The organism is Paradevosia shaoguanensis (assembly GCF_016801025.1).
Classification (GTDB): Bacteria; Pseudomonadota; Alphaproteobacteria; order Rhizobiales; family Devosiaceae; genus Paradevosia; species Paradevosia shaoguanensis.
The window spans coordinates 542,290-557,661 of sequence record NZ_CP068983.1; the positions used below are offsets into that span (position 1 = coordinate 542,290).

At 64.5% G+C, this 15,372-nt stretch carries 10 protein-coding genes and 1 tRNA gene; 7 read left to right on the top strand and 4 right to left on the bottom strand.

All coding sequences use genetic code 11. From position 1 onward, the window contains the following. Positions 1-48: 48 nt before the first annotated feature. Positions 49-669, top strand: a complete 621-nt coding sequence (locus tag JNE37_RS02605) for a L,D-transpeptidase (protein WP_052152157.1) — start codon at positions 49-51, stop codon at positions 667-669. Between the two features lie 47 nt (positions 670-716). Next, a complete protein-coding gene (locus JNE37_RS02610) occupies positions 717-2,615 on the top strand; it encodes a pilus assembly protein TadG-related protein (RefSeq protein ID WP_203065217.1) in 1,899 nt (632 codons plus the stop codon). 30 nt (positions 2,616-2,645) lie between these two features. Here JNE37_RS02610 and JNE37_RS02615 read toward each other — a convergent pair. After that, positions 2,646-2,722, bottom strand: a tRNA-His gene (locus JNE37_RS02615). 276 nt (positions 2,723-2,998) lie between these two features. Between JNE37_RS02615 and JNE37_RS02620 the strand changes: the two genes are divergently transcribed. The 5 genes from JNE37_RS02620 (at position 2,999) to JNE37_RS22770 (ending at position 11,439) form a co-directional block, all read left to right on the top strand. Continuing rightward, a complete protein-coding gene (locus tag JNE37_RS02620) occupies positions 2,999-5,953 on the top strand; it encodes a hypothetical protein (protein WP_203065218.1) in 2,955 nt (984 codons plus the stop codon). Positions 5,954-6,123: 170 nt separating this feature from the next. After that, the gene (locus JNE37_RS02625; RefSeq protein WP_343073227.1) at positions 6,124-7,611 is read left to right on the top strand and encodes an ABC transporter substrate-binding protein; all 1,488 of its coding nucleotides are present in this window, start codon (positions 6,124-6,126) and stop codon (positions 7,609-7,611) included. Positions 7,612-7,938: 327 nt separating this feature from the next. Further along, entirely contained in the window at positions 7,939-8,892 is a 954-nt protein-coding gene (locus tag JNE37_RS02630) for an ABC transporter permease (RefSeq protein ID WP_203065219.1), read from the top strand. Next, positions 8,889-9,728, top strand: coding sequence for an ABC transporter permease (locus tag JNE37_RS02635; RefSeq protein ID WP_203065220.1), 840 nt, complete (start codon positions 8,889-8,891; stop codon positions 9,726-9,728). The genes JNE37_RS02630 and JNE37_RS02635 overlap by 4 nt, the downstream gene beginning before the upstream one ends. After that, on the top strand, positions 9,715-11,439 hold the full coding sequence (locus JNE37_RS22770; RefSeq protein ID WP_203065221.1) for a dipeptide ABC transporter ATP-binding protein: 1,725 nt from the start codon (positions 9,715-9,717) through the stop codon (positions 11,437-11,439). The genes JNE37_RS02635 and JNE37_RS22770 overlap by 14 nt, the downstream gene beginning before the upstream one ends. Here JNE37_RS22770 and JNE37_RS02645 read toward each other — a convergent pair. The 3 genes from JNE37_RS02645 to bglA all read right to left on the bottom strand — a co-directional run bounded on the left by JNE37_RS02645 (position 11,436) and on the right by bglA (position 15,290). Further along, the gene (locus JNE37_RS02645; RefSeq protein ID WP_203065222.1) at positions 11,436-12,488 is read right to left on the bottom strand and encodes a dipeptidase; all 1,053 of its coding nucleotides are present in this window, start codon (positions 12,486-12,488) and stop codon (positions 11,436-11,438) included. The genes JNE37_RS22770 and JNE37_RS02645 overlap by 4 nt on opposite strands. Before the next feature lie 63 nt (positions 12,489-12,551). Then, complete coding sequence (locus JNE37_RS02650; protein ID WP_035035307.1) at positions 12,552-13,562, bottom strand: ABC transporter ATP-binding protein; 1,011 nt, start codon at positions 13,560-13,562, stop codon at positions 12,552-12,554. A gap of 72 nt (positions 13,563-13,634) precedes the next feature. Continuing rightward, positions 13,635-15,290, bottom strand: coding sequence for a beta-galactosidase BglA (bglA, locus tag JNE37_RS02655; protein WP_203066300.1), 1,656 nt, complete (start codon positions 15,288-15,290; stop codon positions 13,635-13,637). Positions 15,291-15,372 lie beyond the last annotated feature (82 nt).

A 15,372-nucleotide genomic window follows, 5' to 3' on the forward strand; every position in this document is an offset into this window, starting at 1 on the left:
AATATCGTGCAGATTTCCCGGCGATTTATCGATTGGGGGATCGGTTCGATGTTGCGTCTGGTTCGCGCGGCGACTTGCAGCCTGGCCATCTTGAGCGCACTGACGCTCGATGCCTTTGCCGGGCAGGTTCAGCAATATCCCTGGGTCTACGCGCCGCCGCCGGGCATGAGCGTGGTTGCCGGGCGACCGGCCAATGGCCTGCAGTTGCAGGCGCGCTTCCGCGTCAATCCGACCTTCCTGCGGCAGGTCGTGCGCGTGGCCACGTCCGAGCGTGCCGGCACCATCGTCGTCGATACCCGCCAGCACTTCCTCTATTTCATGCTCGGCGAGGGCAAGGCGCTTCGCTACGGCATCGGCACCGCCAAGACCGGCTTTGAATGGTCGGGCACGCACCGCATCACCAACAAGCGCGAATGGCCGGACTGGACGCCGCCCGCCGAGATGCTCAAGCGCCGACCGGGGCTGCCGCGCCACATGGAGGGCGGGGAGAACAATCCGCTCGGCGCCCGCGCGCTCTATATCGGCTCGACCCTCTACCGCATCCATGGCACCAACGAGCCCTGGACCATCGGCGGGGACGTCTCCTCGGGCTGCATCCGCATGACCAACGATGATGTCATCGATCTTTTCGCGCGTGTGCAAATTGGCACGAAGGTCATTGTTCTTTAGTTAGGAATTTCAGGCACTCTCGGCCCAATTACTATTGGGGCCTGGTCGTGCGCAATTTCCTCAATCTGGTCGGCCGCTTGGGCGCCGACGAACGGGGCGTGTTCGGCGTCATCTTCGCCGTCATGGCCATCGTCATCGTCGCCTTCTCCGGCGCGGTGGTCGACTACGTTTCCGTCCAGCAAGCCAAGACCCGCGCCCAGGTAGCGCTGGATGCCGCAGCGCTGGCATTGCAGCCGAAGATTTATACGCAGACGGAAGCGCAAATTAAGACTGCCGCAGATCAGCTTCTGGTCGAACGGCTGGCGGATCCAACGATCACAGCCAAGGTGAGCAGCGCGACCTATGACACGACCAATGGCTCCCTGGACCTACGCGCGTCGGTAACCGTCAATACGAATTTCGTCCGCCTCGTCGGCGTCAACACGCTGACGGCGGGCCTCCTTTCCGAAGCGACCCGCAAGAAGCTCAATCTCGAAGTCGCAATGGTTCTCGATAATTCGGGTTCCATGGCCGACAACCAGAACAACTATGCTCGCCGCCTTACGCGCCTCAAGGAGGCTGCCCGTTGCGCTGCCGACATCCTGCTGAGCGGCGATGAAACCTGCCCTTCCGGCAACACCGCAGTTGGTGCCACGAACGTCAAGGACACCTGGATCGGCATCGTCACCTTCAACGCGTTCGTCAATGTCGGACCCCAGTACACGACTGCGACCTGGATGGACACCACCGGCAAATCGCGCATCGCGCGCGACAATTTCGACAACGACGATAACGAGGACACGCCGTTCACTGGTCCGGTGAACCGCTTCGACCTCTACAACAACCTAAAGGGGGTAACCTGGAAGGGCTGCGTAGAGGCCCGTTCGCATAACGGCGACTACGACGTGACGGACAAGCCTCCCTCTCAGTCGGCCCCGGATTCGCTGTTCGTTCCTGTATTCGCGCCTGACGAGCCATCGTCGTGGGGCTCCAGCGCCAACAGTTACATTCCGGATTCTCCGCCTTCGTGCCCGCAGAGCCCGAGCTGTGTCCAACTGCAAACCAAGACGCAATGCTCTACGAGGGGCAATAACAAGTCCAACTACGATAAAGCATCATGTTCTGGGCCTACAACCACAAGCTGGATTTTCACGGAGACGGACGGCACAAGCAAAACCGTGTCGTCGTGTCCCGCAGTGTTGAGCAATGGCAGCCGCGCTGTTACCTCGGACGCTTACGAATACACCTCCGTTGGCAACAATAATTACACCAATTACTGGCGTCAGACCTATTCGTACCCGTTCTCGGATCGCGTACTTCAGGAGCGGCTCTGCAAGTACAATGGGGCGACCGTCGACACCAGCAAGTCTGGCCCGAACGGCTCCTGCGTTGCCACGCCGCTGCTGCCGCTCACGAGCGATAAGTCCAGCATCATCAGCCGCATCAATTCCATGGTTGCTTCGGGCAACACCAACATCGCGCAAGGCGCGGTGTGGGGTTGGCACCTGTTGTCGGAGAACGAACCGTTCAAGGCCCTTCCTTACGACTCGGGATCGAACAGCAAGGTCATGATCCTGATGACCGACGGCGACAACACGTCCAACTACAACGGGAATATGAATCTCTCGACCCTGTACGCTGCCTACGGATACCCTTGGAACGACCGCCCCTCCGGCGCGCCGTCGAACAGCCGCCTCTGGGGCAATCCGAGCAACACTACAACCAATCTCACGCGCCTCCAGGACGAGATGAACGCGCGCACGCTCTCCACCTGCACCAACGCGAAGGCTGCAGGCATAAAGATTTATACGATCGGACTGAGCTCAACTAACGCGACGACCATCCAGATGCTCAAGGATTGCTCGAACGGCGACGGGTACTGGTACTTCCCCGCGACCTCCGATGCGCTCAAGGATACGTTCAAGCAAATCGCCAGCCAGCTTGCGTCGCTGCGCTTGGCCAAGTGATCGGCAACAATCCAAGGGGAAGGTGGAGAATGGTACCGCCTCCCCGGTTCGAACGGGGGACCCCTAGATCCACAATCTAGTGCTCTAACCAGCTGAGCTAAGGCGGCACGCCATGTTTTTGGAGCCTGGTGGCCGAGGCCGGAGCTCCTTGGCGGAGCGGCTTCCGAAAACGGGCGGAACATAGGGCCAGTTTTTCGATCTGACAAGCGCCGATTTAACGCCGTGGAAAACCCCGTGCGCTTAACCATGGAAGGCTTTTGTGACACCGGCATGGCTCACGCCGCTGGACCCTCGCGCAAGGGCACGATATTTGGAATTGTGTTAAGTTCCGCGTATCAGTTGTGCCGTTCCGGCACATATGCGGCAGAGTTCGGGCTGGCGACGTGACAGACGGTCAATGGATCAAATCGCCAACGGCGCGCCGCGTCATCGAATACTGGGCAGATGCCCGGCCGGCTTGGCTATGGTCGGGTGACGGCTCCGAGCTCCTCTGGCGCAACGGCGCCGCACGTTTCTTCATGGCGCGGATCAAGAAGAACGGGCCCAAGCTCCTCAGCTCGCCCACCCCGATCAAGGGCCAGGTGGCCCGTCTTATCCGGCTCGGCTCGACCGGGCGCACCAGCCTGTCGCGCATCCAGTTCCTGGCCGGCGACAAGCCGATCTCGGCCACCTGCGCCGTTACGCCGCTGCAGGTTGCCGATGGCGACACCGGCCTTCTCATCGTCGCGGTGGACCCGATCGATTCCACGCTCATCGAGGATGTCCGTCCCGACGCCATCACCCGCAGCATCTTGCCTCAGGATGCCGAGTATCTCGTGCTCGGCGGCGATGACCAACCCGTCACCGGCTCGCCCCTGGCGCTGACCCTGGGCGGCGACGCCACGGCAGCCCTGGGCGATGGCGAGACCGAACTCGACGGCCGCCGCTATGTGGCCACGCGTTTCCGCGCCGGCCCGAATGGCGCTACGCTGGTTCTCCTCGAACCAACCGCTCCTGCGCCGGAGCCGGAAATCGCCGTGGAGGAAACCCTTCCACCGCCTTCGGCAGAAGAGCCGGCCACCGATCTCGAAGCCTGGGCCGATGCCGATGGCCCGGACGAGCTGCCGGACGAGACCGTCGACACGCACATCGACCCCGCCTGGGCCGCGGTGGAGGCCGCAGCCCGCGCCAGCCTCGAAGCGCCCGAAGAGCCGCAACCCGCGCACGACGATGGCGAGGAGATCGAAGGCGAAGCCGCCACGACTGAGCCGCCAAACGAATCCGGCCGCCTCAGCGGGCTCTTCGAAAAGCTCTCGCAGGACGACGAACTCTACGCGCCCCTGAACGCCGTCGACGAGCCGGAAGCGGAGCAGCAGGGTACGCTGGACGCCGAAACCGAATTTGCGCCGGTCGCTCAGCAGGTCGAAGTCGAGACCTACACGCCCGAAATCGAGCCGGAACAATCTGCCGAAGCCGCTCCGCCGGAACTCGAGCTGCCTGTCGAGCCTGAAGCCGCCGCTCCCCAGCTGGTGCGCATCGTCGGCCGCCGCTTCACGCCACCGGCAGAGGCGCTCGAAACCGCGCCCCCCGACATCGCAGAAGACCTGCCGCCCGACGAAGCTGCGCCCAACGAAGACCTCGTAGAATCCGAAGAGACCGAGGCGGAGCCGGTCGCCGAAAGCGCCGAGCCGCCGACCGCTGCCGAAGCACCGCCGGCAACATCGAGCGATGCGGACGCCGTCGAGCGCGTCTCGCGCTATAATTTCGACGAGCTCTCCCGCATTCTCAATGATCGGGTTAGCGGCGAGCTCGGCCCACAGTCGCGCCGCACCTCGATCGAAGAGATCATCGCCAGCAATCCCAACCCGACGCCACCGCCCGTACCGGCTCAGCAGCAGCCCACCGGGTCGCTGATCAACCTGGGCGGGGAGACGCTGGTCCTTAACCGGCTGCCGCTCGGCATCCTGGTGTTCCGCGACCAGCAGGTGCTTTTCGCCAACCGGGCGATCACCGAGATGATCGGCTACGAGTCGGTCGAAAGCCTGCGCAATGCCGGCCTCGCCTCGATCTTCCCGGCAGCCAGCGACGAGCAGCCCGAGGCCGGCCCGGTCAATCACCTCGTGCAGCGCGACGGCACGCTGGTGCCGGTCACCGCGCGGCTGCAATCCATTTCGTGGCAGGGCCGCCCTGCCCTGATGCTCTCGGCCAGCGCCACCGAAGTGCGCACCGGGCATGAAGGCGCCGTGCACGCCTTTGCCGAAATGCTTGCCGAGACGCGCGAGGATGGCTTCATCCAGGCTAATCGCGCCGGCGTCATCAGCGGCGTCTCCGCCCATGCGCGCATCGTGTTGCAGCGCAGCGAGATCGAGCTTGTCGGCAAGCCGCTCACCAGCATCATCCAGCCCGAAGACCAGGCGGCGCTGCGTACCTTCCTCGAACGCCCTGCCCGCTTTGCCGAAACGGCGCGACCCGTTCTGACGGTGCGCGGCGCCGATCCGGCCGTCGAGGTCATGCTGTTCGTTCAGGGCCAGGCCGGTATCGTCGCCGGGTACTTCGGCTTCGTCCGCCGTCGCGATGGCGCGACCCAGCTTCCCGCCTCCGATGCGGAAGGCGATCCGGTATTGCTGGGCCGGCTCAGCCGCGGCCTGCGCCGCCCGCTCAATACCATTATCGGTTTTTCCGACCTCATCAGCTCCGCCGCGTTCGGCGAGATCGGCAATCCGCGCTACAAGGAATATGCGCTCGATATCAAGGCCGCGGGCCACGAGATCACGGCGCTCGTCGAAGAACTCGATGACTATACGCGCCTGCGCGACGGCCGTTATTCGCCGCGCCCCACCGATGTCGACCTCGCGGCCCTGCTCGAATCCTGCGTCATCCGCGTGCGCGGACAGGCCAACGCGGCGCGCGTCCTCGTGCGCAGCGCCATTTCCGAGCGCCTGCCGCGCATCCGCGCCGACCGCGCCTCGCTCGGACAGGCCGTGCTCAACCTCCTGGCCAGCGCTATCGACCAGACGCCGGTGGGCGGCGCCGTCGTGCTATCGGCCAAGCTCGAGGACGATGGCTCGGTCGCCGTGCATGTGCGCGACAGCGCCAATGCGCAGGCCGATCAGTCCGAGCGCTTCGTGGTGTTCCGCGATGGCGTGGGCAAGGATGGGCAGATGCTCACCCCGGTGCGCTCGACGGTGGGTCTCGCGCTCACGCGCTCGCTGCTCGCCGTCAACGCCTGCTCGCTTTCGGTCGATCCGGCAGGCAGCGTCGGCACCATTTTCTCGCTCGTCATTCCGCGCGAGCTGGTGACCAAGGGGCAGCTTCCGCCTCCGCCACCCGAAGATGATGCCGGCCCGCTAAGCCCCTGACCATCCCGCCGAATCTGTTGCACCCTGAAGCCGCCGCCGCGCTGTCCGCCCGGGCTGCGCCGGTGGTTCTTGCTATGCATTTGCTTGGGCAGAGAAAGGTTTAACATAGCGGCAATGCCTCCCGGCATGGGCGATGGCTTATAAGGGTGCAAGGGGGAGATGGAGAAGCAATGATGAAGCTCAGGAACACTTTGGCCGCCGCGACGCTCGCCATTCTGGCAAGCGTCGCCCCCGCCTTCGCCGCCCGCACCGATATCCGCATCGGCCTCGTGCTGGAGCCCGCCGCGCTCGACCCGACCACGACAGCGGGCGCGGCGACCAAGGAAGTCACCTACCAGAACATCTTCGAGGGCCTGACACAGATCGACCAGAACGGCGCCGTGCAGCCGGCTCTGGCCACGTCCTGGACCATCTCGCCGGACAACCTCACTTACACGTTCAAGCTCGCGCCCAACGTCAAGTTCCACGACGGCACGCCGTTCACGGCCGATGACGTCAAGTTCAGCATCGAGCGCATCATCGCGCCCGACAGCACCAATTCGCAGAAGGACCTTTATGCCGGCGTGATCGACAGCGTTACGGTCATCGATCCGCTGACGGTCGAGATCAGGCTTAAGGCACCCTCGGGCAATTTCCTCTTCGATCTGGGTCGTGGCGCCGCCGTCATCGTCTCCCCCAAGACCGAGGCGAACAACGCCACCCACCCCGTCGGCACCGGTCCCTTCCGCTTCGTGCAATGGGACAAGGGCAGCCGCGTGGTACTGGAGCGGAACCCGGACTATTGGGGCAAGCCGGTGGCACTCGACAAGGCCACCTTCGTCTTCATCGGCGACCCGGCAACCGCCGTCAGCGCGCTCCTTGCCGGCGATGTCGATGGCTTCAACAATTTCGCCGCACCCGAAGCGGTCGATATCTTCAAGGCCAACCCGCAATTCACCGTCGCGGTCGGCACCACCGAGGGCGAAACGCTCCTTGCCACCAACAACAAGCGCAAGCCGTTCGACGACCTGCGCGTGCGCCAGGCCATCGCCCATGCCATCAACCGGCAGGAACTGATCGAGGGCGCCGGGCACGGCTTCGGCGTGCCGATCGGCTCGCATTTCGCGCCGCACAATCCCTATTACATCGACCTGACGAACACTTATCCCTTCGATCCGGCCGAGGGTAAGCGCCTCCTCGCCGAAGCCGGTTTCCCGGATGGCTTTTCCACCACGATCAAGCTGCCGCCTGTGCCTTATGCGCGGCTGGGCGGCCAGATCCTCGCCCAGCAGCTCGCCGCCATCGGCATCAAGGCGCAGCTCATCAATGTGGAATGGGCGCAGTGGCTGACGGACGTTTACACCAACCACGATTTCGACCTGACCGTGATCAGCCATGTCGAGCCCTTCGACATTGGCATCTATGCCGATCCCAACTACTATTTCGGCTACGACGACCCGGAATTCCAGGCGATCATTGCAAAGCTCAACGCCACGACCGATGACGCCCAGCGCAAGGACCTGGCCCAGCAAGCCCAGCGCCGCCTCGCCGAGCAGGCCGTCAACGGCTACCTCTTCGAACTCGCCCAGGTCGGCGTCTGGAACAGCAAAGTCCGCGGCTACTGGCTCAACGCCCCCATCGAAGGCGTGGTGCTGCGCGATATTCATTGGGTGGATTGAGGGCAGGCCGGTTTTGCCTGGCACGAACGTGTCCGTGGCTCACCCCCTCCCCGACCCTCCCCACAAGGGGGAGGGTGAAGGGGAGCCAACATCCCGATGCCGGCAATTGTACCGAGCCCGCGCCACACACCCCACCCTCCCCCTTGTGGGGAGGGCCAGGGAGGGGGTAACGCCCCACACTCAGAACACGCCCGCGGCCCACCCCCACCCCATCCCTCCCCGCAAGGGGGAGGGAGCGCGGGGGCACAATCCAGCCAACACGTCTCCCTCCCCCTTGCGGGGAGGGGACAGGGGTGGGGGTAGCCGCACACTCCCCACTACCCCAGCATGATCCTCTTCCTCACCCGCCGTCTCGCCGGCTTCCTCGTCACGCTGATCATCGCGGCAGCGGCCGTCTTCCTCCTCCTCGATCGCCTCCCGGGCGATCCCGCGCAGTTCATCCTCGGCATCAATGCCAGCCCCGATGCCGTCGCCGCCCTGCGCACCCAGCTCGGCCTCGACCTCCCCATCTGGCAGCGCTTTGTCGACTGGCTCCTCGCCATGTTCCGCGGCGATTTCGGCATTTCCTATACGCAAAGCGCGCCGGTCGCGGCGCTTATCGGCGAGCGTCTCTGGGTCACCCTGCCGCTCGCCGCCTTCGCCATGGTGCTTTCCATCGTCATCGGCCTTCCCATCGGCATCCTCGCCGCGCGCCGCCGTGGCTCGTGGCTCGATACGGGCCTGATGCTCCTCGCGCAGATGGGCATCGCCATTCCCAATTTCTGGTTCGGCATGCTACTGGTGCTGCTGTTTTCCATTACCCTGCGCTGGCTGCCGCCCGGCGGCTTCACGCCCTGGCAGGAAGATTTTTGGGCAGCGCTCCGCGCCATGATCCTCCCCAGCCTCGCCCTCGCGCTTCCGCAGGCGGCCATCCTCGCCCGCGTCATGCGCACGGCGCTCGTGGATGTCCAAAGCTCCGATTTCATCCGCACCGCCCGCGCCAAGGGCATGACGCTGGGCGAAGCCGTCTGGCGGCATGGGGTGCGCAATGCGCTTCTTCCCATCCTCACCATCCTCGGCCTGCAATTCGCCTTCCTCATCTCGGGCACGATCATCGTCGAGAACGTCTTCTACCTGCCCGGGCTCGGTCGCCTCATCTTCACGGCCATTTCCGAGCGCGACCTCATCCTCGTGCGCGGCGCCGTCATCATCCTCATCGCGGCGGTGACGGCGAGCATGTTCATCGTCGATGTGCTCTATGCCGTGGTCGACCCACGCCTGCGTGGAGGCTTGCGGCCATGAAGACTCGCTGGCACCCGAGCCTCGTCATCGGCCTTATCGGCACCGGCATTTTCCTCGCCCTGGCGCTGATCTCGCTCATCTGGACGCCCTATCCGATCGACCAGATCGATCTCGCCCGCAAGTTCGCCGGGCCCGGGCCCGAGCATTGGCTGGGCACCGATTTCTTCGGGCGCGACATGCTCTCGATGGTCATGGCCGGCACGCTCACCAGCTTCGTCGTCGCCGCCATCGCGGTAGCCATCGGCATGGTCATCGGCGTGCCGCTGGGCCTGGCGGCGGCCGCCTGGGGCGGGCCGGTCGAGTGGCTGGTGCTGCGAGTCAACGATTTCCTCTTCGCCTTTCCCGCCATCATCACGGCCATCCTCATCACCGCGCTTTTCGGCCCCGGCGCCACCAACGCCATGATCGCCATCGGCATCTTCAACATTCCGGTTTTCGCCCGCGTGGCGCGGGGCGGAGCCCTCAGCCTCAAGTCGCTCGACTATATCGGCGCGGCGCGCCTCGCCGGCATGGGCAATTGGGAGATTTCGCTGCGCCACCTGCTGCCGAACGTCGCCAGCCTCATCATCGTCCAAGCGACGATCCAGCTTGCCCTGGGCATTCTCGCTGAGGCTGGGCTGAGCTATGTGGGCCTCGGCACGCAGCCGCCGGCGACAAGCCTTGGGCTCATGCTCAAGGACGCGCAATCGCTGTTCCTGCTGCATCCCTGGCTTACCTATGTGCCGGGCCTTTCCATCGTGCTGATCGTCATTTCGCTCAACCTGGCCGGCGACGGCCTGCGCGACATGCTCGATCCGCGGCTCAAGCGCGAGGGCATCGCCAATGCCGCCGCTTGAGCTCCGGAACCTCTCGGTCGCCTTCGGCGAGAACACCGTCCTGTCCGGCGTCAGCTACGCGCTCGAACAGAGCGAACGGTTCGGCATTATCGGGGAAAGCGGCTCAGGCAAGACGATGATGTCGCTGGCGATCACCGGCCTTTTGCCCGAGGGCGCCCAGCGCGGTGGCGAGATCGTCTTCGATGGCACGCCCCTGCCCCGGGACGAGCGCGGCATGGCCCGCCTGCGCGGCAGCCGCATCGCCATGGTCTTCCAGGAGCCCATGACTGCGCTCAATCCGCTGATGCGTGTTGGCGCCCAGATCGCCGAAGCGGGGTCGCTCGCCGGGACCAATCCGGGCGTCGAAAGCCTGCTGCGCGAAGTCGGTCTCGATCCCCTCCACGCCGCCCGCTATCCGCACGAGCTTTCTGGCGGCCAGCGCCAGCGCGTGATGATCGCCATCGCGCTGGCCGGCGAGCCCGATCTCCTCATCGCGGACGAACCGACTTCCGCCCTCGACCTCATCACCCAGCGCCGTATTCTCGATCTCATTGCGGAGGTCTGCGACCGACGCGGCATGGCGCTGCTCTTCATCAGCCACGACCTCAAGGCCGTCGCCGCGCTCTGCCAGCGCGTATTGGTGCTGCGGCGCGGCGAGGTGGTCGAACAGGGTCGCGCCGCCGATGTGTTTGGCGCGCCCAGCGCCGACTACACGCGCACGCTGATCGCAGCCGCGAAGCCGCGCATTCGCGCTGTGCCGCCGCCGTCAGAGCAGAAACCCTTATTGGAGGTCCAAAACCTCGCCCGTCACTTCCGCCAACCCGGCCGCGCCTGGTTCCTGCCCGGAGCGCCCTTTGCTGCCGTCGACGGCGTGAGCTTTTCGCTGGCGCAGTCGGAATCGGTCGCAATCGTCGGCCCCTCCGGTTGCGGAAAAACGACACTGGCGCGGATCATCGCGGGGCTGGATCGCGCCGATGGCGGGAGGATGGTGTTCCACGGAAGCACCTCCTCTTCTCCGTTCCCCCCCCACCCCCGCACTTCCCCGGCCGAAGAGCCGGGGCCCACGGATCGCTCCACTCGAGTGGAGAACGGCAATGGGCCCCGGATCAAGTCCGGGGAAGTACCGTGGTGGGGTGGGAATGGTGGACAGACAACGACCGCCTCCAGAGACGCCACCACCTACCACGGCTCCGACCTCCCCCGCCGACTCCGCCGTGATATCTCGCTGGTCTTCCAGGACCCCTATGGCAGCTTCGATCCGCGTCTCGAAGTGGGCCGCGCCGTAGCCGAACCGCTCCGCCTCGAGCCCGGCATAACGCCGGCCGAACGCCTCAAGCGCGTGGCCGAGGCCGTCGAAGCCGTCGGGCTCTCGCCCACCCTCCTCAACCGCTATCCGCACGAGTTTTCCGGTGGCCAGCGTCAGCGGCTCGCCATTGCCCGCGCCCTCGTCACCCGCCCGCGCCTCGTCATTCTCGATGAACCGGTTTCGGCGCTAGACGTCTCCCTGCGCGGCGATGTGCTGGCTTTGCTCAACCGGCTGCGCGGCGAGTACGGGCTCGCCTATCTCGTCATCAGCCACGACCTGGATATGGTCCGCTCGGTGAGCGACCGCGTGCTGGTCATGGAAAAAGGGCAGATCGTGGAGGAAGGCCGTCCGGCCGATATCTTCGAGCATCCGCAACACCGGCTGACGCGCGAGCTGCTGGCCGCGCGCCTGCCCGATGTCGCCTAGCCGATAGTGCGTTCGAGCAGGTCCAGCCAGTTGCCACACGCCAGCCGCCGGATCAGAGCGTCGCTATAGCCACGCGCCTTGAGCGCATCGGTCAGCACGGGCAGCCCTGCCACCGAGCCGATGGCCGAAGGAATGTTGGCGCCGTCGAAATCAGAGCCGAAACCCACACGGTCTTCACCCAGCTTCTCGATCAGATAATCGAGGTGCCGCACCATGATGTCGGTCGCGGTGTCGCCGCGCATCGCGCCGTCCGGCCGCAGGAAACCGGTGGCGAAGTTGAGGCCTACCATGCCGTTGCTCTCGGCAATGGCGGCGAGCTGCTTGTCGGTGAGGTTGCGCGCCGAAGCGCAGATGGCATGGGCATTCGAATGGGTCGCCACCAGCGGCGCCGTCGAAAGCTTGGCCACGTCCCAGAAACCGGCTTCATTGAGATGGGAGAGGTCGATCACCATGCCCAGCCGGTTGCAGGCCCGGATGAGGTCCTTGCCCGCTGCCGTCAGTCCCGGCCCGATATCGGGCGAAGCCGGGAAATGGAACGGCACGCCGTGGCCAAAAATGTTGGAACGGCTCCAGACTGGGCCGATCGAGCGCAGGCCCGCGGCATAGAGCACTTCGAGCATGTCGAGATTGGCGTCGATCGCCTCGGCCCCTTCGATATGCATGATCGTTGCAAGCTTGCCCGCCGCGATTGCCGCATCGAGTTCGGCGCGGTTGCGGCAGAGCGCGACCGGGCTATCCGGGCCCCGTGTCAGGTCGAGCAGGATGCGCACCATGGCGAGCGTCGACTGGCGGCCCTGTTCGAGCGTCAGCTGCTCGGGCAGCGGCGGGTTGCCGCCGATGGCGCCGGGCGCGGTGAAATCCGTCTTTTTCGGGTTGGGCGGAAAGATCGCGAAGAACCCGCCCACGAGCCCGCCCGCCCTAGCGCGCGGCAGGTCGAGATGCCCGTCCTTCGTCCCTTCGATGAAGGCCTTCGTGGGGGCGGCTGCGTAGTCGGTCAGCAGTCGCAGCAATACGTCGTTGTGGCCGTCGAAGACCGGGATGGGCGTCATGGCTTTACCGGGGGAAGATGGGAAGGAAAAAGGCGGCGGGATCGTGTCCCGCCGCCCGAAAGATCAGTTGGCCAGCGGCCGGCCTTCGGCATTGAAGCGATGGAACTGCTCGCCGATCGGGGAGAAGCTCAGGGCATCGCCCGAATGGTAGGTAGCCTTGCCGTTCTGGCGAACGACGATGGGCTCCGCGGTGCCGATATCGACATAGATATAGCTGTCCGAACCCAGGTTCTCCGAATAGATCACCTTGCCCTGCCAATCGCCCGAGCCGTTCGGCTGGATTTCGAGGTGCTCCGAACGCACGCCGACCGTCGCCGCCTTGTACTTGTCGGCGAACTGCCCGGTGAAGAAGTTCATCTTGGGCGAGCCGATGAACCCGGCCACGAACAGCGATTGCGGGTTGTCGTAGAGCTCCATGGGCGTGCCCACCTGCTCGACGCGACCGCCATTGAGCACGACGATGCGGTCGGCCAGGGTCATGGCCTCCACCTGGTCGTGGGTCACGTAGATCATGGTGGTGTTGGGCAGGCTTTCCTTGAGACGCGCGATCTCGAGGCGGGTGGCCACGCGCAGCGCGGCGTCCAGGTTCGAGAGCGGCTCGTCGAAGAGGAAAACCTTGGGGTCGCGCACGATGGCGCGGCCGATGGCCACGCGCTGGCGCTGGCCGCCCGAAAGCTGCTTGGGCAGGCGGTCGAGATAATCGGAGAGCTGGAGCTTGGCGGCAGCCGCCTCGACCTTGCTCTTGATCTCTTCCTTGCTCGCATGCTGGAGCTTCAAGGAATAGGCCATGTTGTCGAACACGTTCATATGCGGATAGAGCGCATAGGACTGGAACACCATGGCGATGCCGCGCTTGGACGGCGCCACTTCGTTGACTACGCGGCCATCGATTTCCAGCGTGCCCGACGAGATGGTCTCAAGGCCGGAAATGCAACGCAGCAGCGTTGACTTACCGCACCCGGACGGGCCGACGAAGACGATGAACTCGCCCGATTTGATCTCAAGATTCACGTCCTTGAGAATCTCAACCGAGCCATACCTCTTGTGGAGGTTGGTTATTTTCAGGTCAGACAAACAGAAAATCTCCCTATCCAGGGGCGTCGGTCCGAGACTGCTGGCAAGTGACCGTCGCCGTTGCGTGCATGATCAAAGCAGTGAGCCAATATAGGCACCAAAGGGCGCCAGGCTCAACGAACCATTCTCGGGAGAGGCAACGACGCCGGGCGCATCCACACCCTTGAGGCTCATGGCCTCGGGGATGGAGAACACCACCGGCTTTTCGGACATGTTGAAGACGCAAAGCAGCCTGTCGTGTTCGACCGAGCGCACGAAAGCCAGCACGCCCTCGGGCGCATCCAAGAGCTTGATGGCGCCCTTGATCAAAGCCGGATGCTTTTTTCGGAAGGCCAGGAAGCTCTTGTAGAAGCTCAGCACCGAATTGGGGTCGTTGACCTGCGTATCGACCGCGCGCGGCAGGTGGTCGAACGGTACCGGCAACCAGGAGCGCTGTGCGGTCGAGAAGCCGCCCAGATGCGCATTGGCCTGCCAGACCATCGGCGTGCGGCAGCCGTCGCGGCCCTTGAACTCGGGCCAGAACTCGATGCCATAGGGATCGACCAGGTCCTCGAAAGCCAGCTCGGCTTCCGTCAGCCCCAGTTCCTCGCCCTGGTAGAGGCAGACCGAGCCCTTCATGGTCAGCAGCAATTGTGCCGCAAGGCGGGTGAAGGCGTCGTGCTGGCCGTGGGTCGCCCAGCGCGAGACATGGCGCACCACGTCGTGGTTGGAGAAGGCGAGGCAGATCCAGCCCTCCGGCGCATCCTTCTCGGTATTGGCGATCGAGGTGTGGAAATGCTCGGCCGAGAACACGCCGCCGAGATAGTCGAACGTATAGGCCATGTGCAGCCGGTCCTTGCCGGACGTGTACTGCGCCATGACTTCGAGCTGGTGCTGGCTGTCGCCGATTTCGCCGACCGTGGTGGTGCCGGGATATTCATCCATCAGCGCGCGCAGGCGCTTGAGGAACTTCAGGTTTTCCGGGCGGCTCTTGTCATAGAGATGCTCCTGGAAATTGTAGGGATTCACCGCCGGCGCGGTCGAGGCGTTGAAATCCTCGGGCTTGACCACCGGGTTGGACTCCAGCCCCTCGGAATGGAAGTAGAAATTGACCGTATCGAGCCGGAAGCCATCCACGCCCCGATCGAGCCAGAAGCGCATGTCGGCCAGCAGAGCGTCCTGCACGGCCTTGTTGTGAAAGTTGAGATCGGGCTGGGAGGCGAGGAAATTGTGCAGGTAATACTGCATGCGCCGACTGTCCCAGGTCCAGGCCGAGCCGCCGAAGATCGAGAGCCAGTTGTTGGGCGGGGTGCCATCGGGATTGGGGTCGGCCCATACATACCAGTCCGACTTGTCGTTGTTGCGCGACTGCCGGCTTTCCGTGAACCACGGATGCTTGTCGGATGAATGCGAGATCACCTGGTCGATGATGACCTTGAGCCCGAGCCGATGCGCCTTCTCGACCAGCCGGTCGAAATCGCCCAGCGTGCCGAAGGACGGGTCGATGTCGCGGTAATTGGAGACGTCGTAGCCGAAATCCTTCATCGGCGAGGTGAAGACCGGGGAGAGCCAGATGGCATCGACGCCCAGGTCAGCCACGTGCTCAAGCCGCTCGGTGATACCCACCAGGTCGCCGATGCCGTCGCCGTTATGGTCCTGGAAGGAGCGCGGATAGATCTGGTAGATCACCGCGCCGCGCCACCAATCCTTGTCGACCGGCTGCGGTTCCACCGGCTTGGTTTCGGTCATAGCGAACGCGTCGGCCACTTGCTCTTCCTTTCGCAGACATGCGAACCGCCGCCGGCCGGACGGCGCAAGCGGCGGTTTGCCA

Bases quoted from the DNA above. Each gene is read 5' to 3' on its own strand.
- JNE37_RS02605 (WP_052152157.1), top strand. From the start codon at position 49: ATGTTGCGTCTGGTTCGCGCGGCGACTTGCAGCCTGGCCATCTTGAGC.
- JNE37_RS02625 (WP_343073227.1), top strand. From the start codon at position 6,124: ATGATGAAGCTCAGGAACACTTTGGCCGCCGCGACGCTCGCCATTCTG.
- JNE37_RS02630 (WP_203065219.1), top strand. From the start codon at position 7,939: ATGATCCTCTTCCTCACCCGCCGTCTCGCCGGCTTCCTCGTCACGCTG.
- JNE37_RS02635 (WP_203065220.1), top strand. From the start codon at position 8,889: ATGAAGACTCGCTGGCACCCGAGCCTCGTCATCGGCCTTATCGGCACC.
- JNE37_RS22770 (WP_203065221.1), top strand. From the start codon at position 9,715: ATGCCGCCGCTTGAGCTCCGGAACCTCTCGGTCGCCTTCGGCGAGAAC.
- JNE37_RS02645 (WP_203065222.1), bottom strand. From the start codon at position 12,488: ATGACGCCCATCCCGGTCTTCGACGGCCACAACGACGTATTGCTGCGA.
- bglA (WP_203066300.1), bottom strand. From the start codon at position 15,290: ATGACCGAAACCAAGCCGGTGGAACCGCAGCCGGTCGACAAGGATTGG.